This is a genomic window from uncultured Thioclava sp., assembly GCF_913064665.1.
GTDB lineage: Bacteria > Pseudomonadota > Alphaproteobacteria > Rhodobacterales > Rhodobacteraceae > Thioclava > Thioclava arctica.
The window spans coordinates 13,397-40,255 of record NZ_CAJYBT010000033.1; the positions used below are offsets into that span (position 1 = coordinate 13,397).

The following is a 26,859-nucleotide window of genomic DNA, read 5'->3' on the forward strand; positions in this document are numbered from 1 at the left end:
TGTTAAAGCGCGCGAAAACGATTTCGCTGCTCAGCGCTCCATTCGACATCACAGCGCCAGCCGGTTTTTGTCTGACGCTCGGCGCGCACCACGTTCTGTTCATGCAGCCACGCGTGTTTGCGCCCCTGTTCAAAGGTCAGATCCAAGGTCTCAAACAGCTTTTCTTCCGCCAAACGGCTGTCAATTGCACTCAGCAGGTCATCAAGCCCTGCCCCGGTCAGCGCCGAAATCGCCTCAATCTCGGGCTCACGGCTGGCTTGCACTTGCAGAGCCGCGCGTTGATCGGGCTCGAGCGCGTCGATCTTGTTCCAGACCTCCAATGCGACAACATCCTCATCCACGCCCAACGTGGCCAGAATGTCGTTTACATCGGCTGCCTGTTCCTCGGTTTCGGGATGGGCGATGTCGCGCACATGCAAGATCAGATCTGCCTCGAGCACCTCTTCGAGCGTGGCGCGAAAGGCCGCGACCAGTTCATGGGGCAAATCGGAAATAAACCCCACCGTATCCGACATAATCACCTTGCGCCCCGAAGGCAGTGTCAGGCCGCGCATCGTCGGATCGAGCGTGGCAAACAGCATGTCCTTGGCCAGAACATCCGCCCCGGTCACGGTGTTGAACAGCGTCGATTTGCCCGCATTGGTATAGCCCACCAGTGCGACAATCGGGAACGGGATCTTACGGCGCGCGGCCCGGTGCAGCTCGCGGGTTTTCACAACGCGCGCCAATTGCCTGCGCAGACGCACCATCTGATCATCAATCGCACGCCTGTCCGCCTCGATCTGGGTTTCGCCGGGACCACCGACAAAGCCAAGCCCGCCGCGCTGGCGTTCCAGGTGGGTCCAGGCGCGCACCAGACGCGTACGCTGATAGCTAAGCGCGGCCAGTTCCACCTGCAAAACGCCCTCACGGGTGCGCGCGCGATCAGCAAAGATTTCGAGAATCAGCCCGGTGCGATCAAGCAGCTTGACGCCCCATTCCTTCTCCAGATTGCGCTGCTGCACCGGCGAGACCGGTCCGTCGACCAGCACCAACTCAATTTCATCTGCCTCAAGCTGCGCTTTCAGCTCGGCCATTTTGCCGGTGCCAAACAGATGGCCCGGATGGGGTTTGGGCAGGCGCACGATCTGCCCGCCGATCACCTCAAGACCGGGCAACGCATGCGCCAAAGACACCGCCTCGGCGAGCGCAAATTTCGGCAAATGACGAGGCCCCTCTCGCGACGGGATGTCGGGATGGAGGACGAAAGCGCGCGTGGGCGCGCGTTCAGAGGAATGTAGATCGCTCAATTGCGGCGCACTCAGTCTTCGCCTTCATAGAGCGAGATCGGTTGACCCGGCATGATCGTGGAAATGGCATGCTTATAGACAAGCTGCGATTGACCATCGCGACGCAAAAGTACGCAAAAATTGTCAAACCAGGTGATCACACCCTGCAGTTTTACCCCATTGATCAGAAAGATCGTCACAGGCACTTTGGTCTTGCGGACGTGGTTAAGAAACGCGTCCTGAAGGTTCTGTTTATCGCCAGCCATTGTTCTTGCCCTTATTATTGTCGCGCATGCAGCAGCCCCGTTGACCTGCTCGTCCTAAAATATGCAGTGCTGAGCCAAAGATTCCAGCCCAAAAAACATATTGTTAGGAGAATGAGCGGATTTTGCGCAATTTCTTTCCGATCAACCGCGCCAAAACTCGGGGTTGAACAGCGCGATAATCGCCAATGTCTCTAGTCGACCCAGCACCATTGCGAGCGCAAACACCGCTTTGACAGGCTCGCTCAGCGTCGCCCAGCTAAGCGGAATATCAGCGGCAATTTGCGCCAGCGGCCCGGTATTGGACAGCGCCGCGATGCTCAGGATCGTTGCAGGTTCAAAGGATAGTCCGAACAGCGAGACCAGCATCATCACGACCGCAATCGAAATCGCAAACAGCATGAAGAAAATCCAGCTGATATAGGCCCCGTCGCGACGCAGCTTGCGCGCCATCGCACCGCCCCCCGCCACCGAGGTCGGGTAGATCAGCTTGTCGAGTTCACGTTCGCCGTGACGCAGCAGTGCATAAACGCGCAACAGACGCACGCCCCCTGCCGTGGTCGCCACCCCACCTCCAATGATCGCCAGCCCCGCCAAAATCAGCCCCGGCGTGCCCAGCCCTGACCAATCGCGCGCATCATGCCACGCGGTGGATTCAAACCCCGTCGTGGTCAGGAAGGAGAGCGAGGTAAACAGGCTGCCCCAGATCGAGCGAAAGATCGCGCCAAAATTGGCCGGCATCTTGACCTCAAGCGCGGCCAGCCAATGGCGCAGAAACAGAAATAGCGGCACGATCACTACCAGAAAGGCTGCCAGTCGCAATTCGGGATCGTTGCGAATCTTGTCCGAGGCGCGCAATTCGCCACCGCCGGGCCAAAGGCGGCGCGACAGCGCGGGGATGAAAAACAGAAAGATCAGCATCTCGCCTGGCAACCCGGACGAACTGCCCGACATCCCCCCCACGGGCGAAATCCCCGAGGTCGACAGCGTGGACATCGCGTGAATCAACCCCACAAGGGGCGGATCGCCTGCCATCAACAATCCCAGCCATAACAGCCCCGTCAGCCCGACATAGGCCGGGGCGATCCGGGTGGCGTAATGGGCGATACGATCGCCTGTTTGTGCGCCGCCATCGGCTGCTGGGGCGTTCGCACTTGGCGCACCTGACGGGCCGCCCGAAAAGAACACCTCAAACCCACCCAGCCGCATCGGCGCAAGCACCGCAATCGCCATCACGAGCATGTAAAACCCGCCCATCCAGGCCACCAAACCACGCCACAGATGCAGCGATCCGGGCAGGCGCGCGGGGTCGTAAAGCGTGCCCCCGGTGGTGGTGAGCGAGGACACCATCTCCCACCAGCTATTGAAAAAACTGGTGTCGGGCAGCGATTGATCAAACGGTATGGCCAGCATCATCGGCAAGATCAGAAACACCGCGAGCATGCTTAAAAGGCTTGCTCGGCCAGACCGGCGCGGGCGGGTATTGGCGGCATTGGCCAGCGCCACCAGCACCGACACAAACAAGAACAACACCCCGGAATAAAAGAATGACCGCGAGATCTCGTGATGATGGGTGATCAGCGCGTGGGTAGCGGGCAAAAACATCGCCAAGGACGAAACCAGCATCAGCTGGATCGGCACCGGCAAGCCCTTGAGCACACGTTTCATCAGAAGAAATCGATGGAGACCTGCAACAGGCGCTCCACCTCCGGGACATCCGCGCTCAGCGCAAACAGCACTACGATATCGCCCTCATCAACGCGGGTGTTGCCTGAGGGTTTGATCAGCGTATCTCCCTTGCGGATCATCCCGATCAGCACGCCCTCGGGGAAATCAATGTCGCGCACCATACGCCCCGACATCGGCGAGGTGCCCATGACCTGCGCCTCGATCACCTCGGCCTCGGCATCGCCAATCGAATAGATCGCGCGCACACGCCCGTGGCGAATATGGCGCAGGATCGAGGACACGGTGGTGGCGCGCGGGTTGATATAGGCGTCGATATCCAGCGCATTCAGCAACGGCGCCAGCGTGGGATCATTGATCAAACAAATCGCCATTTTGCAGCCCGCCTGCTTGGCGCGCACCGAAACGAGAATGTTGGTCTTGTCGTCATCGGTCACCGCAAGCACTGCATCGGCATTGGCGATATTGGCCTCTTCAAGCAATTCCGAACTCATCCCGTCGCCATTGAGAACAATCGTGCGATCCAGAGCATCGGCAGCCTGCTCGGCGCGCTCGCGGTTGGCCTCGATGATCTTGGCGCGTACCCGGTCGGTTCGAGCCTCCAACGCGCGCGCCACGCCCAGCCCGACATTGCCCCCGCCAATGATCACTATACGCTCTTGTTTGCGCGTGGATTTGCCAAAGATATCAAGCGTGCGCGACGTGTCCTCGATATGGGAGAACACATAGATCTGATCGCCCGCAAACAACTGATCGCCCGGCTCTGGCGCGAACAACCGCCCCTCGCGACGTATCCCCACGACCAGCGCGCGCAGCGTCGAAAACAGATCAGTCAACTGACGCAGTGGCGTTTCCAGCACCGGACAATCGACATCCAGATCAATCCCCAAAAGCTGCAATTGGGAATCCAGAAAGCTTTCGGTATCAAAGGTCGAGGGCGCGGCAAGACGCTGCAACGCGGCGTCCGCGACCTCGCGTTCGGGGCTGATCACGACGTCAATGGGCAGGTGATCGCGCCGATAAAGATCGGAATATTGCGGCGCAAGATAGGCCTGCGCCCGAATGCGCGCGATCTTGCGGGTGATGCCAAAGACCGACATGGCAACCTGACAGGTCACCATATTCACCTCATCGGAATGGGTCGCGGCAATCATCAGATCGCAATCGCGCGCGCCCGCGCGTTCCAGCACATCGGGATGCGAGGCAAAGCCCACTACGCCCTGAACATCCAGCGTATCCGCCGCACGGCGCACCAGATCGGGATTGGAATCAACCACCGTCACATCGTTGCGCTCGCCCGCAAGATGGCGCGCGATCTGCCAGCCAACCTGACCCGCCCCGCAGATGATAACTTTCATGCGTCTTCTCCGCGCCGCTCACTGGCCCCTATCTAGGCTGCCTTTGGCCACAGGGTCAAACAGGAAGCGCGTCAAACTCGGACCTTGCGCCAAGTGCACCCAAACTTGCCTCCGGCGGGGATATTTAAGTCAAGAGGAAGACCAAGGCGGCCTGCTTCCTCTTGATCGAAATATCCCGGGGTGAATTTGCGCAGCAAAGAGGGGCAGCGCCCCCCTTAACCGTTCATAAAAACGCGTCGGGCACGGCGGCTTTCTTCTGTGCCACATAGGCGTCAAGCGCCTCTGCAATAGCTGGGTCCAACGCGGGGGGCTGGTAGTCGGCTAACAGCTTGGCAACGCGCTTTTCGGCCAGCGCCATCGTGTCAGGCGCGCCTTGCTCGTCCCATGTCTCGAATGGGCGATAATCGAGCAGGTTGGTGCGCCAGAACGCATCTTTGTAATTGGCTTGAGTGTGTTCACAGCCCAGAAAATGCCCGCCCGGACCGATTTCGCGCAGTGCGTCCATCGCCTGACCATTTTCGCTCATATCGATGCCGGCGGCGAGGTTGTGCAGATAGCCAAGCTGATCGGAGTCCATCACGAATTTCTCGTAGGATGCCACCAGCCCGCCTTCAAGCCAGCCGCAGGCATGCAGCATGAAATTCACCCCCGAGAGAAGCCCGGTATTTAGCGTATTCGCACTTTCATAGGCGGCCTGCGCATCGGGCAGTTTCGAGCCGGTAAACCCGCCCGCCGAGCGGTAAGGCAGCCCAAGACGGCGCGCGAGTTGTCCTGCGCCCAACGTGATTTGCGCAGCCTCGGGTGTACCAAAGGTCGGCGCGCCGGAATTCATATCGATTGAGGTCACGAAGGCGCCGAAAATCACTGGCGCGCCGGGACGGATCAGCTGGCTATAGGCTACGCCTGCCAGCACCTCGGCGAGCACCTGAGTCAGCGTGCCCGCAACCGAGACCGGCGCCATCGCCCCCCCCACGATAAAGGGCGAGATGATGCAGGCCTGACCCGCGCGCGCATAAATCTCCAGCGCGCCCATCATCGTGGAATCAAAGGTCAGGGGCGAGTTGATATTGATCAGCGAGGTCATCACCGCATGCTCATCAACGAATTGATCGCCAAAGAGAATTTTTGACATCTCGACGCTGTCGGCGGCGCGCGAGGGTTCCGTGACCGAGCCCATATAGGGCTTGTCGCTTAGCGTCATATGGGCGTGCAGCATGTCGAGATGGCGCTTGTTCACCGCAACATCGGTGGGTTCGCAGACTGTGCCGCCCGAGTGATGCAGCCATTTTGACATTTGCCCGAGTTTCACGAAATTGCGGAAATCAGCGATCGTGGCGTAGCGCCGCCCGCCCGCGCTGTCGCGCACGAAGGGGGGGCCATAAACCGGGGCCAGCACGAGGTTGCGCCCGCCGATCTCGACATTGCGCTCGGGGTTGCGGGCGTGTTGGGTGAACTGGCTGGGCGCAGTGGCACAGAGCTTGCGCGCCAGCCCGCGCGGAATGCGCACGCGCTCGCCGTCGATATCGGCCCCGGCTTCACGCCACAGCGCCAGAGCGGAGGGATTTTCGACGAAATTGACGCCGATCTCTTCGAGAACCGTTTCGGCATTGGCCTCGATGATCTGCAAGGCCTCTTCGTTGAGGATTTCGAGATCGGGGATGTTGCGCGTGATGTAGCGGGAAAACTCCACCCGCACCGCGGTGCGTTCAGCACGCCGTGCAGCCCCACCACCGCCGCGTGCGCGCCGAGCCGTACGTTCACCCAAATCCGAATCGGCCATGCTTGCCTCCGCCCGTTGCTTTCCCCTGAAACTAGCCGGGGCGCGCGGTTCGGCATGGCCTGCTTGCGACATCAACGGTAAAGAAGCGACCGCCCGTCCGCGAAGAGATGGATCTTTTCGGGATCAGCGGCCAGCGTGACCGTGCTGGCGCGCAGCCCGTTATGGATACCGGGCAGCTTGGCAATCACCGCATCTCGCCCGCTTTGCGGTTCGAAATACAAAAGCGTCACCTCACCCAGTTTTTCGGTGATCGCGACCTTGCCGGTAAAGCAGCAATCCTGCTCTCCACCCGGTTTGAAATCTTCGGGACGCACGCCGATATTGACCTCGCGGCCCAGATCGCCCTCTTGCGTGGGCACTGCGGAATAGGCCTTGACCCCGTTTTCCAGCGTCACCTCGGTGCGTGCCCCCGTCGCGGTGATCTTGCCGGGGATCAGGTTCATGGCCGGGCTGCCGATAAACTGCGCGACGAACTCGTTTTCGGGGCGTTCATAGAGGTCCAGCGGAGAGCCGACCTGCGCGATGCCTTTATTGGCGAGCACCACGATCCGGGTCGCCAATGTCATCGCCTCGACCTGATCGTGGGTGACGTAGATCATCGTGCGGTCGGGCATGGATTCCTTGAGCTGCGCGATCTCGATCCTTGTGGCCACGCGCAAGGCGGCATCGAGGTTCGAAAGCGGCTCGTCAAACAGGAACACCTTGGGATCGCGCACAATAGCACGGCCAATCGCAACCCGCTGACGCTGCCCGCCCGAAAGCGCCTTGGGCAAACGGTCGAGATAGTCGGTCAGCTGCAGCATCTTGGCCGCCTTCTCGACGGCGGTATCGATCTCCTCTTTGCTTTGCTTAGCAATTTTGAGCGCAAACGCCATGTTATCGCGCACCGTCATATGCGGATAAAGCGCATAGGATTGGAACACCATCGCGATGCCGCGATTGGCGGGGGGCACATCGTTCACGCGCACCCCGTCGATATCGAGTGACCCGCCGGTGATCTTTTCCAGCCCCGCGATCATGCGCAACAGGGTGGATTTACCGCAGCCCGAGGGCCCGACAAACACGATCAACTCGCCCGATTGAATGTCGAGATTGATGTCCTTGAGGACGCTCACCTCGCCATAGGATTTCGAGACATTTTCCAGTTTCAGATCGGCCATACTTTTCCCCCTCTGCCCCTCATGTATCGAGATGCAGGATGCTTGGCTGCCACGGACCCAGATGCAGCGTGTGATCGCTCATCGGACGGATCGAGCCCAGCTCTCCCCCGACCGTAACCCAGTTGCCCGGCGGCACGGCGGCAGTCACCGGCTGATCGGACAGATTGAAATAACATAGGATCGTCTCATTCGCGTTTTTGCGCGTGAACACCAGCAGATCGCCCGAGACATACATGTCTTCAAGGCTTCCGTCGCGCAGCACCTGATGGTTGCGCCGAAACGCGATGGCGCGGCGATAATGATGCAGCAGCGAGGCCGGATCGTGTTCCGCCTGATCGGCGGCAAGGTTGAAATGCTGCGAGGGCACGGGCAGCCAAGGCCGCACGGGTGAAAACCCGCCATGCGCGCCGTCGCGCTCCCAGACCATGGGTGTACGACAGCCATCGCGGCCCTTGAACTCGGGCCAGAATTCCTTGCCATACGGGTCTTGCAGATCCTCAAAGGTCAGCTCTGCTTCGGGCAGCCCCAGCTCCTCGCCCTGATAGAGACAGATCGAGCCTTTGATGCACATCATCAGCGTTGTATAAAGGCGCGCAGCCGCAGGCGAGAGATCCCAGCGGGTGATGTGGCGTTCCACGTCATGGTTGGAATAGGCCCAGCAGACCCAGCCATCCGCGGCGACCTTTTCCACCTTGGAAAACAGATCGTATAAGAACTGCGCCTTGAGCGGCTCATGCCCCGACAGCAGCTCGAACGCGTAAGACATCTGCATCTTGTCATCGCCCGAGGTGTATTCACCCAAGATCTCAAGCCCGCGCTGACTGTCGCCCACCTCGCCCACCGCGGCGGCGTTGTAATTGTTCATCAGCGTGCGCAGCTTGCGCAGAAAGCGCAGGTTCTCGGGATTGTTCTTGTCATAGATATGGCGCTGGTGATTGTAGGGGTTCACCTTGGGTGCGGTCTGATCGTTGCGCTCTGCGATTGGCAGGGGCGGATTGTCGCGCAGTTGATCATCATGCATGTAGAAGTTGATCGTATCAAGACGGAACCCATCCACGCCGCGCTCTAGCCAGAACTGCGCCACATTGAGCAATTCCTGCTGCACTTCTGGATTGTGAAAGTTCAGATCGGGTTGCGACACAAGGAAGTTGTGCATGTAATATTGCTCGCGCCGCGCATCCCATTGCCAGCCTGACCCGCCAAAGATCGACAGCCAGTTGTTGGGCGGCGTGCCATCGGGTTTGGGATCGGCCCAGACATACCAATCCGATTTCGGATTGTCGCGGCTGACACGGCTTTCCTTGAACCAAGGGTGCTGATCAGACGTGTGGCTCAGCACCAGATCGATCAACACTTTCAAGCCCAAAGCATGCGCCATCGCAATCACCTGATCGAAATCGGCCAGATTGCCAAACATCGGATCGACGTCGCAATAATCGCTGACGTCATAGCCGAAATCTTTCATCGGCGAGGTGAAGAAGGGCGAAATCCAGATCGCATCCGCCCCGAGGCTGGCCACATGGGGCAGCCGGCGTACGATGCCCAGCAGATCGCCCACACCGTCGCCATTGCTGTCTTGAAAGCTGCGCGGATAGATCTGGTAGATCACCGCTCCGCGCCACCAGTCGTCATTTTTAGATAGGGAATTCATCAGCCGCCTTTCACCGAGCCTGCCAACAGGCCCCGCACAAGATATCGTTGCATCGAGAAGAACACCAAGAGCGGCACGGCGATCGACACGAAGGCGGCTGCGGCCAGAATGCCCCAATCCCCTCCGCGCGACCCCAGCAGATCATCGGCGATCTTCACGGTCATCACTTTGGACCCGTCATTGGCTGGTAAAAACACCTTGGCCACCAAAAGGTCGTTCCAAACCCAGAGAAACTGAAAGATTGCAAAAGAAGCGAGCGCCGGGAATGACAAAGGCAGCACAATCTTCATGAATATCTGGAAATCGGTCGCACCATCGACCTTGGCGCTCTCGATAATATCGCGCGGCAGGCCGACCATGTAGTTGCGCAACAAATAGATCGCGAGTGGCAGACCAAACCCGGTATGGGCCAGCCATATCCCAAGGAAGCTTTGGCCAATCCCGATATCCTGATGCAGACGCAGCAGCGGCACCAGCGCCAGTTGTAGCGGCACGACCAGCAACCCGACCACGGCCGCAATCAGCAAGCCACGCCCGGGAAACTCCATCCACGCCAAGGCATAAGCCGCAAACGCCGCCACCAGGATTGGGATGATCGTGGCCGGAATCGTGACCGTCAGCGTGTTCATGAACGCCTGCCCCATACCGTCGGAAAACAGGACCTCTTTGTAATTCGAAAGCGTGAAGGCGGGCGGCATATCGGCCACAAAATAGACCCTTGGGCCGCTGCCCTCAAAACTGGTCGTGCTGGTGGCGGTGTAGCTGCCGTCTTTGTTCACAACCAACGTGCCGCCATCGCCCAGATCGGCGGTCTCTCCGGCCTTGTATTTGCTGGGCTTGATGCCCGAGGTGCCAAAAGCCTTGATCACCGTGCCTGGTTTCAGATCGGCTGCGTTTTGCCCATTGGTCAGCAGATCGCCCGTCAGCACATATTTGCCATCCGCCTGCGTTTCGCCATCGCCCGGAATACGGTCACGAAACGCCTTTTCCACCGGGAACGCCGCGTCCCACCAACCCGATTGGCTGATTTGATCGGTGGTGCGAAACGACGAGACCAACAACCCCACCGTCGGGATCAGCCACGCCACGACCATGATCACAACCGAGATATTCACCGCCCAAGTCAGGCGCGATTTCTGTCCAGCGATAGCGGCCATCAGCGCAACTCCTTGCGGGCTTGAACGATGTTCCAGATCATCACCGGCAGCACGATGATCATGATGACAAAGGCCACCGCCGTCGCGCGCCCGTCATCGCGGAACATATATTGCATCATGTAACTGGGCAGGATCTGCGTGCCGAAATTGCCCCCCGTCGTGGCGTAGACGATGTCAAACACCTTGAGCACAAGGATCGTGATCGTCGTCCAGACCACGATGATCGTGGACATGATCTGGGGCACTTTGATCTTGAAAAACAACTGGAAGGAATTGGCCCCGTCCAGCACCGCTGCTTCAACCGTCTCCTCGGGAATGCCACGCAGCGCGCCCGACAAGATCACCATCGCAAAGCCGGTCTGAATCCAGATCAGGATCACCATCAGGAAGAAGTTGTTCCAAAACGGAATTTGCAGCGGATCGACCGGGATTAGGTGGAAATAATCGCGCACCGCATTGATCATACCGATCGTGGGATTGTTGGCGTAAACGAATTTCCAGATCAGCGAGGCACCAACGAAGCTGATCGCCATTGGCATGAAAATCAGGGATTTCGCGAAATTCCCCCATTTCAGCCGATCTGTCAGCTGCGCCGCCATCAGCCCGAAAAACGTCGCCAGCGCAGGCACGAACAGCACCCAAAGGAAGTTGTTCAGTACCGCTTGGCGAAACGTGTCGTCGACCGCGAGTTTTTCGTAATTGCCTAGGCCGATGAATTGCGAGCCATCGCGATTAAACAACGACCGCCAGAACGAGCCCACAACCGGATAGGCCAGATAGGTCCCCAGGGCCAGAATGGCAGGCAACATGAAAAGCCACGGGCGTACCATATTTGCGCGGTTGATATTGCGCCCCGGATTGGCCCCCTTTGGCGGGAAGATAACTTTGTCGAGGATCAGGTTCGAGGTGTAGAAATAGGCCACACAGCCCCCTACCCCCAGCACGATCGTGATCAACCCTTGCAAGATCGGCGACATCCGGCACTCCCCCGAAACCGTTTAAGAAGACGCCCCCGGACTGCAAAACCCCGGAGGCGCGCTTGGCTTATTTCTCGATGCTGTCCCAGCGCTTTTGGATGGCATCGGCGGCTTGCTCGGCGGTTTCATCGCCGGTGGTGTAAGCAACCATGTTTTTCCAGAACGCATCGGTGCCGATTTCGCCGGGCATCTGGTCAGACCCGTCAAAGCGGAAGGTGGTCGCATCCAACAAGATCTTGTTCATATTGCGCTGAACGTCATTGGCGAATGCCGCAGGATTTACGCTTTTGAGCGGTGTCAGGAAGCCCGATTGCGCCATCCAGATTTCAGACGCGATCGGCGTTTCGAGGAACTTCACAAAAGCCTCGGCGGCCGGGCTGTCTTTGGTAATCCCAAACAACGTGCCTGCGCCCAGAACCGGCTTGCCCAGATCTTTGCTTGCATAGGCGGGGAAGTAGAAGAAGTTCACATCCTTACCCACTTGCGTGCCATCGGGGAAGAAGGTCGGGATAAAGCTGGCCTGCTTGTGCATGTAGCATTTGGGCGGGAAATCAAACAGACCTTTGGGGCTGTCGCGGAAGTCGGTGGTGGCAACGGCCTGTTCGCCACCTTGGGCATAGCCCTTGGTTTTGGCAAACCAGCCGTAATCCTTAATCGCGTCGACGACGCGAGGGTCGTTGAACTTCACAGTGTTCTTGACCCAGCCATCATAGACCTCGGGGGGCTGGGTGCGCAGCATAAAGTCCTCGACCCAGTCGGTTGCCGGCCAACCCGTGGCCGCACCTGATCCCAGACCGATACACCAAGGCGTGCCGCCATCTGCGACGATCTTCTTGGTCAGCGCCTGCAACTCTTCCATGGTCTCGGGCACTTTATAGCCCGCTTCCTTGAAATTTTCGGGCACATACCAGACCAGCGATTTCAGATCGGCCTTAAACGGGAAGGTGTAGGTTTGTTTCTGACCATCCTTGCCCATATAGGTCGACAAATCTTCCCAGCTTTGACCGGCGGCGTAATTGTCTTTGATCCAAGCGCCGGTGCCTTTGGGCATCGGGGTCAGGTAGCCTTGCTTGGCCAGATCGGCCGCCAGACCGGGCTGCGGAAAGACCGCGATATTGGGGGGCGTGCCCGCCTTGGCGGCGATCACGATATCTTGCTCAAAGCTTTCTGAGCCGGAGTAATTCACCTTGGCCCCGGTCGCGGCCTCAAAATAGGCCAGCACACTTTCGAATAGCTTTTTGTCATTGCCCGTCCAAGGGCCGGTGAGCGTCAGCGTTTGCCCGCTCAGATCGGTGTCCTTGGCGAATTGGTCATAGCTTTGCCAATCAAAGCGATTGGGCTGATCGCCCGGCTTGAACATAAGGTCCTGCGCCGAGGCGAGCCCCGAGCTAAGCGCAAGCGCCGCGATGCCAAGCATCAGATGTTTGATCATGAATTCCTCCCAGTATGTGGCGCTTCACGACCGAGACGACTCGCCATTGGACCAAAGCGCTTTGGACCTTCAAACCGTTTCAGAGCCCGTTGCGCTTGTCAATCCAAGCGGCGATAGGCGAAATCAAATTTGCTTTATTTCCCCTACAATTGCACGACACCAAATGCTGCGACGCAGAAATTACGTTGCTGCACGCACAGCATTGACGCCCGTGCCAAGCGCCTCTAACGTCGTTGATATCCAAAGCGGTTTGGGGCGATGAATCTCAAGACACTGGCACAAAAATTGGGGCTTTCGCCCACAACGGTGAGTCGCGCACTCAACGGCTACCCCGAGGTATCCGAGACCACGCGTGCACGCGTCAGCGCTGCTGCAAAAGCGGCCAATTATCACCCAAATACACAGGCCAAACGCTTGGCAACCGGGCGTGCGATGGCTATCGGCCATATCATCCCGATTTCGGATCGCCACGAAATTGTGAACCCGGTTTTTGCCGATTTCATCGCGGGCGCTGGCGAGGTCTATGCGCGCAAAGGATACGACATGGTGTTGACCATCGTGCCCGATGACGAAGAGGCACGTGCCTATGGCGAGTTGCGCTCCAAGGGCAATGTCGATGGCGTGCTGATCCACGCCCCGCGTGTCAATGATCACCGCGTCACGATGCTGCAATCGCTTGGCCTGCCCTATGTGCTGCATGGGCGGATCAGCGGCATCGAAACCTCTTATAGCTGGGTCGATGTGAACAATGTGCGCGCGTTTGAGCGGGCAACGAATTTCCTGCTTGATCTGGGGCATCAAAGGATCGCCTTGATCAACGGCATTTCCGATATGGATTTCGCCCGCAGACGCAGGCGCGGCTATGAGCGCGCGCTGGAAAGCCGCGACATTCCGATCGATGCGCAGTTGATCACCGAGGGCGAGATGACCGAGGCGCAGGGCCATGATCATGCCCGCGCGATGCTGGCGCTTCCCAATCCCCCGACCGCGTTTCTGACCGCCTCGCTGTTGTCGGCGATGGGCACCCGACGCGCCGTCGAAGAGGCGGGGTTGGTGATGGGGCGCGATGTGTCAATCGTGACCCATGATGACGAGTTGGGCTATTTGAAAAACGGCACCGCGCAAGAGCCGATCTTTACTGCTACGCGGTCTTCGGTGCGCGAGGCCGGACGGCGCTGTGCGACGATGTTGATTGCACAGATCGACAGCGGCAATCGCCAACCCATATCTGAGTTGATGGAGACAGTTCTGGTGCTCGGACAATCCACGGGGCCCGCCCCCTCTCGTTAAGACAAAGGTTTAAGATGCTTCCCAAACGCGCTGATTTCCCCAAAGATTTTCAATTCGGGGTTGCGACCTCTTCCTATCAGATCGAGGGCCATGCCCAAGGCGGTGCCGGTTCCACCCATTGGGACACCTTCGCCGCCACGCCGGGCAATGTGGTCCGCGCTGAAAATGGTGATCTGGCCTGTGATCACTACAATCGCTGGGAAGAAGACCTCGATTTGATCGCGGGCGCGGGGTTTGATCTTTATCGTTTTTCGACCTCCTGGGCGCGGGTGATGCCCGAGGGGCGCGGCGCGGTGAATGCGCAGGGTCTCGATTTCTACGACCGGCTGGTCGATGGGATGTTGGAGCGCGGGTTGAAACCGGCGCTGACGCTGTATCACTGGGAATTGCCTTCGACGTTGGCCGCTTTAGGAGGCTGGCAAAACCGCGATATCGCGGGCTGGTTTGGCGATTTCACGCAAGTCATCGCGGATCGTCTGGGCGATCGCCTCTGGTCGGCTGCCCCGATCAACGAGCCATGGTGCGTCGGCTGGCTTAGCCATTTTCTGGGCCACCACGCTCCGGGCCTGCGCGACATCCGCGCGACGGCGCATGCGATGCATCACGTCCTGCTGGCGCATGGCACGGCGACACAGGTGATGCGCAGCAATGGCATGACCAACCTCGGCGCAGTTTGCAATTTCGAAGCCGCCCTGCCCGCCGATGACAGCCCCGAAACCCAAGCCGCTACGCGCCTGTATGACGCCTATTACAACCGATTCTTCGTCGAAGGTATCTTCAAGGGCGCCTATCCCGATGAGGTGATGGAGAGTTTCGCCCCCCATATGCCCAAGGGCTGGCAGGATGATTTCGCCACCATCCAGACGCCGCTCGACTGGTTCGGGCTCAATTACTATACCTGCAAGCGGATCGCACCCTGCGGCGGCGCTTGGCCCGCCCATCACGAGGTCGAAGGTCCGCTGCCCAAAACCGCAATGGGATGGGAGATTTACCCCCAAGGCCTGTCAGACTTCCTGACCCGAGTTGCGCGCGATTATACCGGCGATTTGCCGCTCTATGTGACCGAGAACGGTATGGCCTCGCCCGATCAGGTCAGCGCAGGCGCCGTCCACGACCCCGCGCGCATCGCTTATTACGCAGATCACCTCAAGGCGGTTCAAACCGCTATCACCAACGGCGCGCCGGTGAAGGGCTATATGGCGTGGTCCTTGATGGACAATTACGAATGGGCTTTGGGTTATGAAAAGCGCTTTGGGCTGGTGCATGTCGATTTCGAAACCTTGCAGCGTACCCCCAAAGCGTCCTATCTGGCGTGGAAAAACGCGCTGAGGACAGGCTCATGAGCACGGAAGATCGCTATACATTGCTGGCCGATATCGGGGGCACCAACACCCGCGTGGCGTTGGCGCTGGGCAAGAAGATGCTGCCCGCCTCGATCAAGCGCTATTCCAATAGCGGGCGTGCCTCGCTCGAAGAGATTTTGGCCGACTATATAGCGGCTGAGAACGTTCATGATCTGGCGGGGGCTTGCGTGGCGGCGGCCGGGCCTGTGCGCGATGATGTGGCCAGCATGACCAACCTGTCCTGGGTGATCGAGGCGCAAAATATTGCGCGCGTCACCGGGGCCGAACAGGTCTTTGTGCTCAACGATCTGCAGGCACAGGGCCATGCGCTGGGCCATCTGGCGGCAGATGCGTTGCGTTTGCTGGTGCCTGGACAGCCAGCGCGCGCCGATGCGGCGCGTCTTGTGGTCGGGGTGGGCACCGGGTTTAATGCAGCCCCCGTGCATGAGGGCCCCGGCGGGCGCGTCGTGCCGCCCTCGGAAGCAGGTCACACCACCCTACCCTGTCAGTCTGACGAAGATTTCGCCCTCAAGCGCTACCTTGAGGCCAAGCATGATTTCGCCAGCATCGAGCATGTCGTGTCCGGGCGCGGACTGGAGCGGCTCTATGCTTATATGGCGGGCCAAGACGAGGCCACAGTGCCGGGAATTGAAATCCTTTCCGCAATCTCGCGCGGTGATGCCACTGCGCGCGCGGCGGGTCAGATGTTCGTGCAGACCTTGGGCCGTGTGGTCGGGGATCTGGCGCTGACGCATCTGCCTTTTGGCGGCATTTACTTGATCGGTGGTGCTGCACGCGGCGTGGTGCCATGGCTTGAAGAGTTCGGCTTTCGCGCGGCGATGCATGCCAAGGGTCGGTTCTCGGACTTTCTGCGGGCTTTCCCGATCTATGTGATCGAGGATGACTACGCAGCGCTGCATGGTTGCGCCGCTTTTTGCCAATCGCGGATCGCCGCGCAATAATTCCAATTCCGTCAAGCCTATTTTAACCGCTGGGCGCTAAACCTCTTTCATCACCGTATGAAAGGGGATGCTCGTGCGTCAACATTTCACAAAGACTGTCGAGGTCAGCCGATGAGCGCGCTCGTGCTCCCGGCCAAGCTCGACCTGTCCACTGTCGCAGACCTTGGCGCAACCATCAGCGCGCGCAAAGGCGGCGATCTTGAGCTGGACGCAGGGGGCGTGACGCTGCTCGGCGGGCTTGGCTTGCAAGTACTGGCGGCGGCCGCGGCACAATGGCGCCAATCGGGCCATTCGTTCTGCATCACCCCGAGATCAGAGTCTTTCAACGCCGCGCTCGATCATCTCGGCGTGTCCCTCAACGATTTGCAATCCACGGAGGCCGCATGAGCCTGAAAGTTCTCGCGGTCGATGACAGCCGCACAATTCGTGACATGCTCAAGCTCGCGCTCAATGATGCGGGGTTTGAACTGTATCTTGCCGAAGACGGGCTGCACGGGCTTGAGGTTCTTGAGGGGATCGAGCCTGACGCCATCATCTCCGATATAAATATGCCGCGCCTTGATGGCTTTGGCTTTATCGAGGCGGTGCGCGGGCAGGACAAACATCGCGCAACCCCAATCCTCGTGCTCACCACCGAATCTGCCCCCGAGTTGAAGGCTCGCGCACGCGCTGCCGGGGCCACGGGCTGGATCGTAAAACCCTTTGATCCAAGCAAACTTGTAAAAGCGCTCAATATGGTCGCTGGCTAAGGAGAGAGCGATGTCCACGGACCCGATGGCAGAAATTAAGGCCTCATTCTTTGTTGAATGCGATGAGCTGCTCGAAAGCTTGCAAGATGCGCTCACCGATATGGATGAGGGTAACTATGACAGTGAAACGATCAACGTGGTCTTTCGGGCTGTGCATTCAATCAAGGGCGGCGCGGGCGCGTTTGGTCTTGATGCGCTGGTCGCCTTTGCCCATCGCTACGAAACCGTCATGGATGAGGTGCGTTCGGGGCGGCTCGAGATCGACCATGACTCGCTCAAATTGTTTTTTCACACCGCCGATTTTCTAGCCGATCAAGTTTCGGCCGCGCGCGATGGTTTACCCGAACCCGACGGCTCCGAGGCCTGCTTGCAAGAACTAGAGGCGTTGATGGGAGATGCGCTCCCTGCGCCGGTCGAAGAGGACGTAAGCGATTTCCAACCGATGGGGCTAAGCCTTGATCTGGGGATCACCGATGCCGAGTTCGGCGATTTTGGGCTGCCTTCGCTCGATGACGGCGCTTCAGAAAACGATGCCGCATGGTCACTGACCTTTACACCCAGCGATGCTCTCTATGCTTCGGGAAATGATCCGGCGCATTTGTTGCGCACTTTGCGAGAATTGGGTGATGTAACGGTGCGATGCGACTTGACGGCGCTACCAGAATTCGACGCTCTCGATACGCCGCAGTCCTATCTAAGCTGGCACGCAACCCTCCCGGGTGAGTTGGACGAAAGCGATATTCGCGAAGTTTTCGATTTCGTCGAAGACGTCTGCACTCTTGAGCTGACGCGTGAAACGCAGACAACGCCCGAAGCAGATGATAATTTGTCCCTTGCGGACCTAGCGCCACAGGTCGAAGCCCCCCCAAATTCCGTCGCGCCTACAGATATTGTCCCAACAGAGCCGCCTGAATCCGAGCCAAACAACACTGCGCCCGCAGATAACCCGGCCGCGGCCCCTGCCCCCGTCACCCCCCCACTCAAGGGCGCCCCCCAAGCCAATGCAACCGCTGAACCGGGGGCTACGGTGCGCGTCGATCTCGAACGCATCGACAGGCTGGTGAACCTTGTGGGCGAATTGGTGATCAACCAGGCAATGCTGGCACAATCCGTCGCCGAGGCCGGATTGCCGCAAAATTCAAAGGTGATGACCGGTCTCGAAGCCTTCATGATGCTCACACGCGACATCCAAGACAGCGTCATGATGATCCGCGCCCAACCCGTGAAACCTTTGTTCCAGCGCATGGGCCGGATCGTGCGCGAGGCATCTGCCGCCGTGGCAAAAGAGGTGCGCCTGCGCACTGAAGGTGAGGCGACCGAGGTCGATAAGACGGTTATTGAACGGCTGGCAGACCCGCTGACCCACATGATCCGCAATGCCGTTGATCATGGGCTCGAGACCCCTGACATTCGTGAAGCTGCCGGTAAACCGCGTGAAGGGGTCATCACCCTCTCTGCGCAGCACCGATCGGGCCGCGTGGTCATCGAGATCACCGATGACGGTGCAGGCATCAATCGCAAAAAGGTTTTGGAAAAAGCAATTTCCAAAGGATTGGTACCGCCCGAAGCAAACCTGTCTGATGGCGAAATCGACAATCTTCTCTTCTTGCCCGGGTTTTCAACAGCGGATCAAATCTCTGCCCTTTCGGGTCGTGGGGTCGGCATGGATGTTGTGCGCAGCTCCATTCAGGCGCTGGGCGGGCGGATTGCGATCACGTCCGAGCCCGGCAAAGGCACCCGCTTCTCAATATCGCTGCCCCTTACTCTCGCTGTGCTTGATGGGATGGTGATCAATGTCGCAGGAGAGACGCTGGTTGTCCCACTTTCTGCCATTATCGAAACTGCGACACTGACGAGCGACGACATTCGATCGCTCGGGCCACAGACCAATGTCATTCATGTGCGCGGCGATTTCGTCCCTCTCTACGATCTCGGGGCAGAACTCGGCTACCGGGCACCGAAATCATCCTATGAAGGCGGCATTGTCTTGCTCACAGCACAAGACGATGGCGAACGCTCGGCCCTGGTCGTTGATGCGATCATGGAACAGCGCCAAGTGGTCATCAAAGGGCTGCAACAGTCCTACGGCCATATTCCAGGCGTCGCTGCCGCCACAATTCTTGGCGATGGGCAAATCGCCCTGATCCTCGACCCCGCCGACCTCGTCCAAAACGCATCTGGTCGCACCCGCGGCTTTGATATCGCCCTTGCAGGATAGGACCATGACTGAAAACACAAACAAAAAAACCAGCGCCTCTGAAGTCGAACTACTTTCTTTCCGACTTGGCGAAGAGGAATACAGCGTCGATATCATGTCCGTACGCGAAATTCGCGGCTGGACGCGTGCAACGCCGTTGCCGCACGCCCCCGACTTTGTACGCGGAGTGATTAACCTGCGCGGCACGGTATTGCCGGTTGTGGATCTCTCTGTGCGCCTTGGGATGGCTCCGGTCATGGGGGATGCGCGCAACGTCATCATCGTCGTGCAGATGGGGGCACAAACCGCTGGGCTCCTTGTTGATGCTGTATCCGACATTTTGAATTTGCCGCGCACGGATTTGCAGCCCCCCCCCGATCTCGCCGCCGACTCCGCACATAGCTATATTTCGGCACTCACCATTGTCGAAGGCCGGATGATCCGCGTTCTTGATCTTGCATCGGTTCTGCCCGAAGACGCTGTCGAGGCGGCATGAATACGCAAACTCCTCTCCCTCCCGGATCGCTCAGGCAGATTGTACCAAGCGAAGCAGAACTGAATACTATTGCCACGATCTTGCACGAAGCGGCCGGGATCGTCATTGCACCGGGAAAAACGTCAATGGTGCAATCGCGCCTCGCCAAACGGCTCCGCGCGCTGCAACTTAATGATTATGCGAGTTATATCGCACTCGTGCGCTCAAGTGAGGGTGTCGCGGAACGTCGTGAAATGATCTCAGCGCTTACGACAAATGTGACACATTTTTTCCGCGAAAAGCACCATTTTGACACGTTGCGCACTAATGCTCTGCCTCCGCTGATTGCGCGGGCGCGTGCAGGTGGTCGGGTGCGCATCTGGTCGGCGGGAAGTTCGAACGGACAAGAGGCCTATACAATTGCGATGGTTCTGGCGGAGTTGGCGCCTGATTTCGACCGCCTCGACATCCGCATCCTTGCCTCGGATATTGACCCCCTGATGATCGCTCGCGGACGCTCAGGCATCTATCCCGAAACGGCGATTGAACCGATCCCGACCGACTTGCAACGAAAGTATTTCAGCGCCTGCGATGCCGGCGCCGAGGTGATCGCGCCATTGCGGAAACTGGTGTCGTTCAAAGAATTGAACTTGCACAATCCATGGCCAATGTCGGGTAAATTCGACGTAATTTTTTGTCGCAATGTGGTGATCTATTTCGATCCCCCAGCACAAGCGAAACTTTGGCAAAGATTTGAAAACCAACTTGCCCCAGGAGGTTGGCTTTTCCTAGGGCATTCTGAACGCATCACACCCGTTCCTGGCAGTCAACTGACCTCTGCCGGAGTGACTACATACCGCTTGCCCGAGTCGGGCCCCAAGTCCGGAGACACAACATGGCCCTAAGAGACCAGATACGTATTATGGTCGTTGATGACATGTCCACCAGTCGGGGACTGATCACCCAAGCGCTGGATGCGATGGGGGTTCGCCAGGTTGGCTCTGCAACCGACGGCCACGGCGCAATGCAAATCCTCGAAAAGTCGCCCGTTCATTTGGTTATCTCAGATTACAACATGCCGGGTATGGACGGGCTACAACTACTACACGCTCTTCGCACCCACCCAAAATCGAAATCGGTAGGATTTATCTTGATCACTGGTCGCGCAGATCGTGAAATTATCGAGACTGGACGAAAACTAGGAATGAATAACTTCCTCAAAAAACCGTTCACTCCACAAGAGCTCAAAGCCTGTATTGAAGCAGTTGTGGGGCGTTTGTAAAAAATGGAATCACGCCAAAAAAAAGATCAAATGTCGCGTCACGCAATGGCGCTTGATACGCTGGCTGCGCGCGTTGGTGACGAACTTGAGACACTGGCGCGCCTTTCAACGGATGTGCAGCGAGCGCTTTCAAATTGCTCCTTGCCTGCTGATACCGATGCACAAGTCATCCGTGGCCTGCAAGGCATCGACCGTATCACGCAATCTCTTGAGGATTTGGGGCGGTTAATGTCAGATGTTGCGGTCGAGATCCCCAAAGGCATACCGCTGCAAGCAGAGCCAATATTGTCGCGACTGCGTCTACATGAGTTGGTTGACAGCCTTAATCCCGCTCACGAAAAAAAAGTGATGCCACGCGAAGATGATGGTGAGATCATATGGCTTTAGGCTCAGGCCCCATTCCTCGGCTTGCGATGACCTTTGCGAGGTGTTTCACTCTCTCCATCTAGAGGGGAGTATAATGAACTTTTTTTCTGGCTGACCGACGAGCAGATGGAGCGGCGTGGATCGTATTTTCCGAACAGCAACGGCAAGCCACGGGTCGATGACAGGCGTGTTTTGAGCGGGATAGTATTCGTCAAGCGCAATGGGTTGAAGTGGCACAATGCGCCCAGGGAAAATGGCCCGCGCAAGAGGCTCACCAAGCGCTGGAGCGGGACGGGCGTGTTCGCCAGGAACTTCGAAGGATTGGCGGTCAAGGCGACAGTGCCGGGGCCGATCATACTCCCTCTCATTAACTGCTGCGCAATCAATGAGAGGGCAACGGACGAGCGCTATCCACTGCCCGGCAGTTGTTTGCATGCAAATCACGAGACGGTGCAAGATGCACCGCACCGCGAAAAATATAGGCGAGAAAAAGGGGGGGCGTGGGCGACTGTTCCATTGCCCAGAAGAGCAATGCACTGCAATGGCCCGAGAGGGACCAAGCTGCATGCCGTGCGTGACGGCCAGGGCCGGCCCCTCAGTCTATGCGTCACTGCTGGCCAGGTCAGTGATTACATCGGAGCGCGGGCATTACTGAGCAATTCGCCAAAGGTCGAGTGGCTTCTCGGGCCCTCTCTTCGAAACTGCGACTCGGCTGCCGGACAGCGGATCGCGTATACTACGCCGACTGGTTTAGAGAAGCATTGAAAGACAAGGGCATACTCGCTTGTATGTAGGGTCGCAGACAACGCAAGACGCCCGTGAAATACGACAAGCGGCGATACAAACACCGTAACCACATCGAGATCATGTTTCGCAGGCTCTAGGACTGGCGCCGCGTTGCAACGCGGTATGATCGCTGCCCAAAGGTCTTCCTTTCGGTTATCGCCCTCGCTGCAACCCTCATTTATTGGCGATGAGATGCTATAACGGGGCCTGCGTCGCGTAATGCCCGTTGCCGCTTGCAAGATAAGAGGCAAGCTGTCGCCGTTCCCGTATTGGATCCACACGGAGGACTACGGGATAAGACGGTTTGTAGGACTGGACGTATCACTGGCCAAAACCTCGATCTGCGTGATCCGCGAGCATGGCAAAATCATCAAGTTAGCCGAGGCTCCGAGTGAACCTGCGGCTTTGGCGGTTTGGCTGGATGACTTGGATGGCACAATTGCGGCGGTCGGTCTTCAACCGATCCGTTATCACAGTGGCTGCATCGTGACCTGACTGAAGCGGGGATGGATGCTGTGGGGATAGAAACAAGCCAAGGTAAAGCAGGCGCGCAATGCCCTCGGCGTCTCGCCGGTCCGTCTTGATCGGCATGGCCTTCAAGGCACCCGTCCCTTGCCGGGTTCCGGCCCGTTCACTGCAAATCCGTTTCGGCGCAAGAAGTCCGTGCCGTGCTCGGTGCCCACAAGGCCGTCCAGCAGGGAATGATCGCCTTGGCCCGGCGTATCGGTGTGATCCTTCATCGGATGTGGATCGATGATACCCACTTCCAGTCTGACATGATCGTGCCACATGCAGCCTGAAGACTTGAGTTTCCAACCGTTGTCTGCCGAACAGCAGGCCATCGAGGTCCCCCCAGGGACGCGGTTCCGATGATGCCGTGGTCAGGACTGTTGCCGATCCAAATCGAGCACGCCAATGAGATGGGCACGTCGGAATTGCATTGAACCAGCATCATGTTGGCAGCCAGGCGCTGCCAACGGACCGAAGCATGCACCCGGGAGGATCTCAAACGAAGGCGGTGGTGACAGCAGGGCGGCCTAGAAAGAACCAAAGTAAAAACTGCACACCAGCGGCTGGCCGCCCATGTGCAAAATCACTTGACTGGGACGGCCCTGTTACCGAAGTCCTAAGCCTGATTTTATGCGGAATTTCCCATCAACCGCCTTCCACTTGGGCGCACTATCCTGCATCAATCCGCTGCTACCCGCATCTGCGCGAGCGGGTGCGCATCCGCGCCGACCGGCTGTTCTAAGCGCGCGCCGTCAGCCAAATCCCGGGAACAGGTCGGTGTGTATTCGGCGGCGCGATGCCCCACAACTGCGCAAGGCCTTGCGAAAGGTCGATACCATGGAGGTGGGCCCCGACACATAGATATAGCGTTCCGCGATATCGGGCACTTCCCGCGCCATCAATTGCGCATCGATCCGACCGGGATGAAGATTGTCCAACCTTGCCTCGGCTTGTGACACAGCATGAATGACTCGCAGCCCCAACTCGCGCTCGGCACGCGCAAGCAACGGCATGTACGCAATATCCTCGGCCTGCCGATTGCCATAAAGCAAGATGATGTCACGCTGCTCGCCACGGTCGAGCAAATCCTGAATCATGCTGCGGAACGGGGTGATCCCGATCCCGCCGGCGATTAGCAGAATTTTGCGGCGCGGATTGCGTGGCAAGGTGAACGTTCCCGCGATTTGTGAGCCGTAAATAGCATCGCCGGGCGACATCTCGCACAGATGTTGCTTGAAGGCGCTGGGACCGGAGTAGAATTTCACCCCCAGACGAACGTGATCTTCCGACGGGGACGAGGCAATGGTGAAGGTCCGCCGATTGCCGCGATTGTCGGGTTTGCGCACGCCCAACGTCCAATCCAGATATTGCCCGGCGCGGAAGTTCAAACGCCGATCTGACCGAAAGACGTAATCGTAGCAATCAGCCGCGATACGCTCGACATGAAGAAGCTCGAGGCGGAACCGTCCCTTGGGGCTGGCCGCCCATGCGTAGAGATTGGCCACAAGGAAGGCGAGCTCGGGCGAGAAGTAATAGTTGGCGATGTGAATATTGGGCGAGGACAACGCCCCAACGAGGATCGCGTAGATATGGCGCGACCAGCGCCCATGCGCAGCGGTCAGCGGCTCGGTCAGCATCGCAAAACCGGCAAAGAACAGCGGCGAATAGATCAGGCCCTGCTGAAGCCCCATCCCCAGCATCTCTGGCGGGGTCGTCAGCACAACGGCTGCGAGATTTGCCAAAAGGTAGCTGGCGATCATGCCGAGGCGCTGGACCTTATGGGTCACCAGCAGCCCTCCGATCACGACCAAAGGCAACAAGGTCGGACTGCCGCCAACCCACCAGACCGCCGGCTGATTGACCAAAAGGCCCGCCGCCACAGCCCCGATCGCCACCGGGTTGAAGATATGCTTATGCCCGATGGTCAGAACGAATTTCGACCCGATCGCCACAACTGAGGCTACAACAACTCCAAGGATAGACATCGGGTCGCTCGGCACTGCTGGCGGCATGATCAACACCAGGATCAGCGCCGTGATATGCACCGATTCCGCGTTAAGCGGCAGCCTGAGGACATAGCCGAAAAGACGATTGGTTCCCCAAGCACTGACAAAGGTGACGACAAGTGAGAATAGCAAGGAGGACGGGGTCATGAACGTGGCGCCGGCCACAGCAAGGCCGAGACCTGCGACAAACAATGCGCCGAGATAGTAGATCATCAAGCGATACATAGTCGTGCCATTCAGCACGCGTGAAATCAGGGTCATCATCAGGCTACAAACTCCTTGAAACCGGTTGTTGCCAGCGCAGTGCCATCGGGGGCAATTGCATAGCCTTCAAGGCCAGCCATGGCCTCGATGTGATAGATACCGCGTGCGCCCATTGCGAAACCTGCGGTCGCGTGCAGGTCAGCGGTGAGAACGTCTGGAGCAATAACAGTCAATGAGACGACTTCGGTTATAGGCTCGGACGGTTGATGCGGGTTGTAGATGTGGTTCCCGCGCACATAGCTGCCAGAGGTCGCCATGCCGCCCCCTTTCGGCGTCACCACCTTGACGACGTGATCTGGATTGAACGGACTTTGAATGCCTATCCGCCAGTCCGCGCCATGCGCATCCTTGCCGGCACATTGGATATCACCCCCCGCATTCACGCAGAAATTCGTCTGTCCTGCCGCCACAATCTGGCGTGCGGCACGCAAGATCGCCCAACCTTTGACCACCCCGGATGGATCGAGATCTCCATCCGGACGCAGCGGGTCGAAATAACCGCCCGTCTCAGCCGATATGTCGCGGGCAATCTCGAGAACTTCGCGCATCTGCGCGCTGATCTCATCGGCGCGCAAAGCCCCCGCATTGAGACGGCTCAACTCGCTGTCATCGCGATAGGGGCTAAAGCGTGCATCCACTCTGGCGAACTCGGAAAAGACCTCATCGATCAGGTCGGTCTCTTCAAGATCAGGCAGGTCTATGGAAATCGGCATTCCCATCATGAGCCGGGTGATTTTGGTCATATCCCCTCAGATCAGTTCAGAGATTGCAGAAGAGCCGCGTGCGTGGAGGCGAGGAAGGCATCGCTCGTCAAGGTCGCGCCCGAAACATTCGAAACATGGGTATTCTGTGCCTGAACAATTTCGGATTTCAGACGCGGAAGGGCAATCGAATTGATGTATCGGCTTGTCCGCCGATCAGTAGGAGAGCGCAGGATATCGATTGCGACAATCTTTCCGTTTTTGATATGGGCTTGGGCCTGAACATATCCGTAATACTGGCGCACTGAGGGGCCGCGATAGGTGCCATCGTGGTAATGCAGCGCGCTGCTTGACGTTTTTGTGGCGGCAGAGGGCGCCCAGAACAGACCCGCAGATGCGCTGCCAGCGCTCCAGATCACGACCAGTGCAGTGGCTGCGAGAGTGCGAATGGTAATAGTGGTTTGCATTTTAACCTCATGACTTTTCTTGGGGACGACGCCTTATGCGAAGGCATGTCGCAGATAAGTTGACTGTCAGAGGCAAACCAGCCGCCCGCAAATCCCGCTTGCGTGATATTCATTGCACGAACCTGAAGCTGGCCAGCAACGGATTGAAAAAAAAGAGCTTTAGAGAATTTTCAACTGAATCTGAGGCTCTGCAACTTTAGTTCTAACTCCCCAAATCAACTGCAAGACGTATGCGGTTTTATGGATCGGGAACGGCACTTTTGCAGAACTCACGCTTGAGGCGTGACATCCCCTTTCCCCACTGACGTCCTGCGATGCGAGCGATTGTGGCAGGCCGATGTCGGAGGAACTTTCATGATCGCGATGCGGATATGGATTTCGGCGTTCAGGCGTGCGTCTCTCTGAATAGCCCCTTGAGGCGCCTTGAGAGCACGCCGCAGCAAATTGTAAGGTGCGGCTGCTCGCGGAACATTTTCATTTAGCGCGTAGGTTTCGAGCGAAGGAGATGTTCAATGATCAAGGATCAACGCGAGATTCAGCGCATCCTTCGCCGTATCGGTATGAACCGGCTTCCGCGCGGGTCCCGTCGTGCGCAAACATTTGAGAGTGTCAGATCTTCTGTGTATGAGTGATCCGGTCCATGCTTCATCGAAAGGAAGCATGCATGACGATCTCCAAGGAACTGCTGGACGAACTGCTGAAGGGCGTTGAGCGCCCCGAGGACCTGCT

Annotated in this window: 25 protein-coding genes and 1 pseudogene; 12 read left to right on the forward strand and 14 right to left on the reverse strand. The window is 58.2% G+C overall.

Annotated elements, in window-relative coordinates; genetic code table 11:
* Positions 1-2: 2 nt before the first annotated feature.
* The 10 genes from hflX to QZ571_RS13550 form a co-directional block, all read right to left on the reverse strand.
* Complete coding sequence (hflX, locus tag QZ571_RS13505; protein ID WP_295535775.1) at positions 3-1,289, reverse strand: GTPase HflX; 1,287 nt, start codon at positions 1,287-1,289, stop codon at positions 3-5.
* An 11-nt stretch (positions 1,290-1,300) separates the two neighbouring features.
* On the reverse strand, positions 1,301-1,534 hold the full coding sequence (hfq, locus tag QZ571_RS13510) for an RNA chaperone Hfq (protein ID WP_275811718.1): 234 nt from the start codon (positions 1,532-1,534) through the stop codon (positions 1,301-1,303).
* A 141-nt stretch (positions 1,535-1,675) separates the two neighbouring features.
* On the reverse strand, positions 1,676-3,199 hold the full coding sequence (locus QZ571_RS13515; protein WP_295535783.1) for a potassium transporter TrkG: 1,524 nt from the start codon (positions 3,197-3,199) through the stop codon (positions 1,676-1,678).
* Positions 3,199-4,575, reverse strand: coding sequence for a Trk system potassium transporter TrkA (gene trkA / locus QZ571_RS13520; RefSeq protein ID WP_295535786.1), 1,377 nt, complete (start codon positions 4,573-4,575; stop codon positions 3,199-3,201). Before trkA ends, QZ571_RS13515 begins: the two co-directional genes overlap by 1 nt.
* A 223-nt stretch (positions 4,576-4,798) precedes the next feature.
* Positions 4,799-6,340 carry a trimethylamine methyltransferase family protein gene (locus tag QZ571_RS13525; RefSeq protein ID WP_295535863.1) on the reverse strand — a complete coding sequence of 514 codons (1,542 nt, stop codon included), beginning with the start codon at positions 6,338-6,340 and terminating at the stop codon, positions 4,799-4,801.
* Between the two features lie 86 nt (positions 6,341-6,426).
* Positions 6,427-7,515: a sn-glycerol-3-phosphate ABC transporter ATP-binding protein UgpC gene (gene ugpC, locus QZ571_RS13530; protein ID WP_295535788.1), complete on the reverse strand. Its 1,089-nt coding sequence runs from the start codon at positions 7,513-7,515 to the stop codon at positions 6,427-6,429.
* A 19-nt stretch (positions 7,516-7,534) separates the two neighbouring features.
* Complete coding sequence (locus QZ571_RS13535) at positions 7,535-9,166, reverse strand: alpha-amylase family glycosyl hydrolase (RefSeq protein ID WP_295535790.1); 1,632 nt, start codon at positions 9,164-9,166, stop codon at positions 7,535-7,537.
* Positions 9,166-10,323, reverse strand: coding sequence for a carbohydrate ABC transporter permease (locus QZ571_RS13540; RefSeq protein ID WP_295535792.1), 1,158 nt, complete (start codon positions 10,321-10,323; stop codon positions 9,166-9,168). Before QZ571_RS13540 ends, QZ571_RS13535 begins: the two co-directional genes overlap by 1 nt.
* Entirely contained in the window at positions 10,323-11,300 is a 978-nt protein-coding gene (locus tag QZ571_RS13545) for a carbohydrate ABC transporter permease (protein ID WP_295535795.1), read from the reverse strand. Before QZ571_RS13545 ends, QZ571_RS13540 begins: the two co-directional genes overlap by 1 nt.
* A 67-nt stretch (positions 11,301-11,367) precedes the next feature.
* Positions 11,368-12,732 (reverse strand): ABC transporter substrate-binding protein, encoded by a 1,365-nt coding sequence (locus QZ571_RS13550; protein ID WP_295535798.1) that lies wholly within the window; start codon positions 12,730-12,732, stop codon positions 11,368-11,370.
* 258 nt (positions 12,733-12,990) lie between these two features.
* On the opposite strand from QZ571_RS13550, the gene QZ571_RS13555 reads away from it, so the two are divergent.
* From QZ571_RS13555 to QZ571_RS13610, 12 genes and pseudogenes are all read left to right on the forward strand, one after another.
* On the forward strand, positions 12,991-14,022 hold the full coding sequence (locus tag QZ571_RS13555; RefSeq protein WP_295535801.1) for a substrate-binding domain-containing protein: 1,032 nt from the start codon (positions 12,991-12,993) through the stop codon (positions 14,020-14,022).
* Between the two features lie 14 nt (positions 14,023-14,036).
* Positions 14,037-15,365: a GH1 family beta-glucosidase gene (locus QZ571_RS13560; RefSeq protein ID WP_295535804.1), complete on the forward strand. Its 1,329-nt coding sequence runs from the start codon at positions 14,037-14,039 to the stop codon at positions 15,363-15,365.
* The gene (locus tag QZ571_RS13565) at positions 15,362-16,327 is read left to right on the forward strand and encodes a glucokinase (RefSeq protein WP_295535808.1); all 966 of its coding nucleotides are present in this window, start codon (positions 15,362-15,364) and stop codon (positions 16,325-16,327) included. Before QZ571_RS13560 ends, QZ571_RS13565 begins: the two co-directional genes overlap by 4 nt.
* A gap of 111 nt (positions 16,328-16,438) precedes the next feature.
* Complete coding sequence (locus tag QZ571_RS13570) at positions 16,439-16,714, forward strand: STAS domain-containing protein (RefSeq protein ID WP_295535812.1); 276 nt, start codon at positions 16,439-16,441, stop codon at positions 16,712-16,714.
* Complete coding sequence (locus tag QZ571_RS13575; RefSeq protein WP_295535837.1) at positions 16,711-17,076, forward strand: response regulator; 366 nt, start codon at positions 16,711-16,713, stop codon at positions 17,074-17,076. Before QZ571_RS13570 ends, QZ571_RS13575 begins: the two co-directional genes overlap by 4 nt.
* Before the next feature lie 10 nt (positions 17,077-17,086).
* Entirely contained in the window at positions 17,087-19,294 is a 2,208-nt protein-coding gene (locus QZ571_RS13580) for a chemotaxis protein CheA (protein ID WP_295535839.1), read from the forward strand.
* A 4-nt stretch (positions 19,295-19,298) separates the two neighbouring features.
* Entirely contained in the window at positions 19,299-19,769 is a 471-nt protein-coding gene (locus QZ571_RS13585; RefSeq protein ID WP_295535842.1) for a chemotaxis protein CheW, read from the forward strand.
* On the forward strand, positions 19,766-20,653 hold the full coding sequence (locus QZ571_RS13590) for a protein-glutamate O-methyltransferase CheR (protein ID WP_295535844.1): 888 nt from the start codon (positions 19,766-19,768) through the stop codon (positions 20,651-20,653). Before QZ571_RS13585 ends, QZ571_RS13590 begins: the two co-directional genes overlap by 4 nt.
* Complete coding sequence (locus tag QZ571_RS13595) at positions 20,644-21,030, forward strand: response regulator (RefSeq protein ID WP_295535846.1); 387 nt, start codon at positions 20,644-20,646, stop codon at positions 21,028-21,030. The genes QZ571_RS13590 and QZ571_RS13595 overlap by 10 nt, the downstream gene beginning before the upstream one ends.
* A gap of 3 nt (positions 21,031-21,033) precedes the next feature.
* Positions 21,034-21,417: a hypothetical protein gene (locus QZ571_RS13600; RefSeq protein ID WP_295535848.1), complete on the forward strand. Its 384-nt coding sequence runs from the start codon at positions 21,034-21,036 to the stop codon at positions 21,415-21,417.
* Between the two features lie 105 nt (positions 21,418-21,522).
* A pseudogene (locus tag QZ571_RS13605) lies at positions 21,523-22,373 on the forward strand (IS5 family transposase).
* Between the two features lie 28 nt (positions 22,374-22,401).
* Positions 22,402-22,677 (forward strand): hypothetical protein, encoded by a 276-nt coding sequence (locus tag QZ571_RS13610; RefSeq protein ID WP_295535866.1) that lies wholly within the window; start codon positions 22,402-22,404, stop codon positions 22,675-22,677.
* Between the two features lie 101 nt (positions 22,678-22,778).
* Here QZ571_RS13610 and QZ571_RS13615 read toward each other — a convergent pair whose 3' ends face one another.
* From QZ571_RS13615 to QZ571_RS13630, 4 genes are all read right to left on the reverse strand, one after another.
* Positions 22,779-23,024 carry a hypothetical protein gene (locus QZ571_RS13615; RefSeq protein WP_295535869.1) on the reverse strand — a complete coding sequence of 82 codons (246 nt, stop codon included), beginning with the start codon at positions 23,022-23,024 and terminating at the stop codon, positions 22,779-22,781.
* Positions 23,025-23,444: 420 nt separating this feature from the next.
* On the reverse strand, positions 23,445-24,962 hold the full coding sequence (locus QZ571_RS13620) for a hypothetical protein (RefSeq protein WP_295535851.1): 1,518 nt from the start codon (positions 24,960-24,962) through the stop codon (positions 23,445-23,447).
* A complete protein-coding gene (locus QZ571_RS13625) occupies positions 24,962-25,705 on the reverse strand; it encodes an FAD:protein FMN transferase (RefSeq protein ID WP_295535854.1) in 744 nt (247 codons plus the stop codon). Before QZ571_RS13625 ends, QZ571_RS13620 begins: the two co-directional genes overlap by 1 nt.
* Before the next feature lie 11 nt (positions 25,706-25,716).
* The gene (locus tag QZ571_RS13630) at positions 25,717-26,130 is read right to left on the reverse strand and encodes an FMN-binding protein (protein ID WP_295535857.1); all 414 of its coding nucleotides are present in this window, start codon (positions 26,128-26,130) and stop codon (positions 25,717-25,719) included.
* Positions 26,131-26,859: the final 729 nt, after the last annotated feature.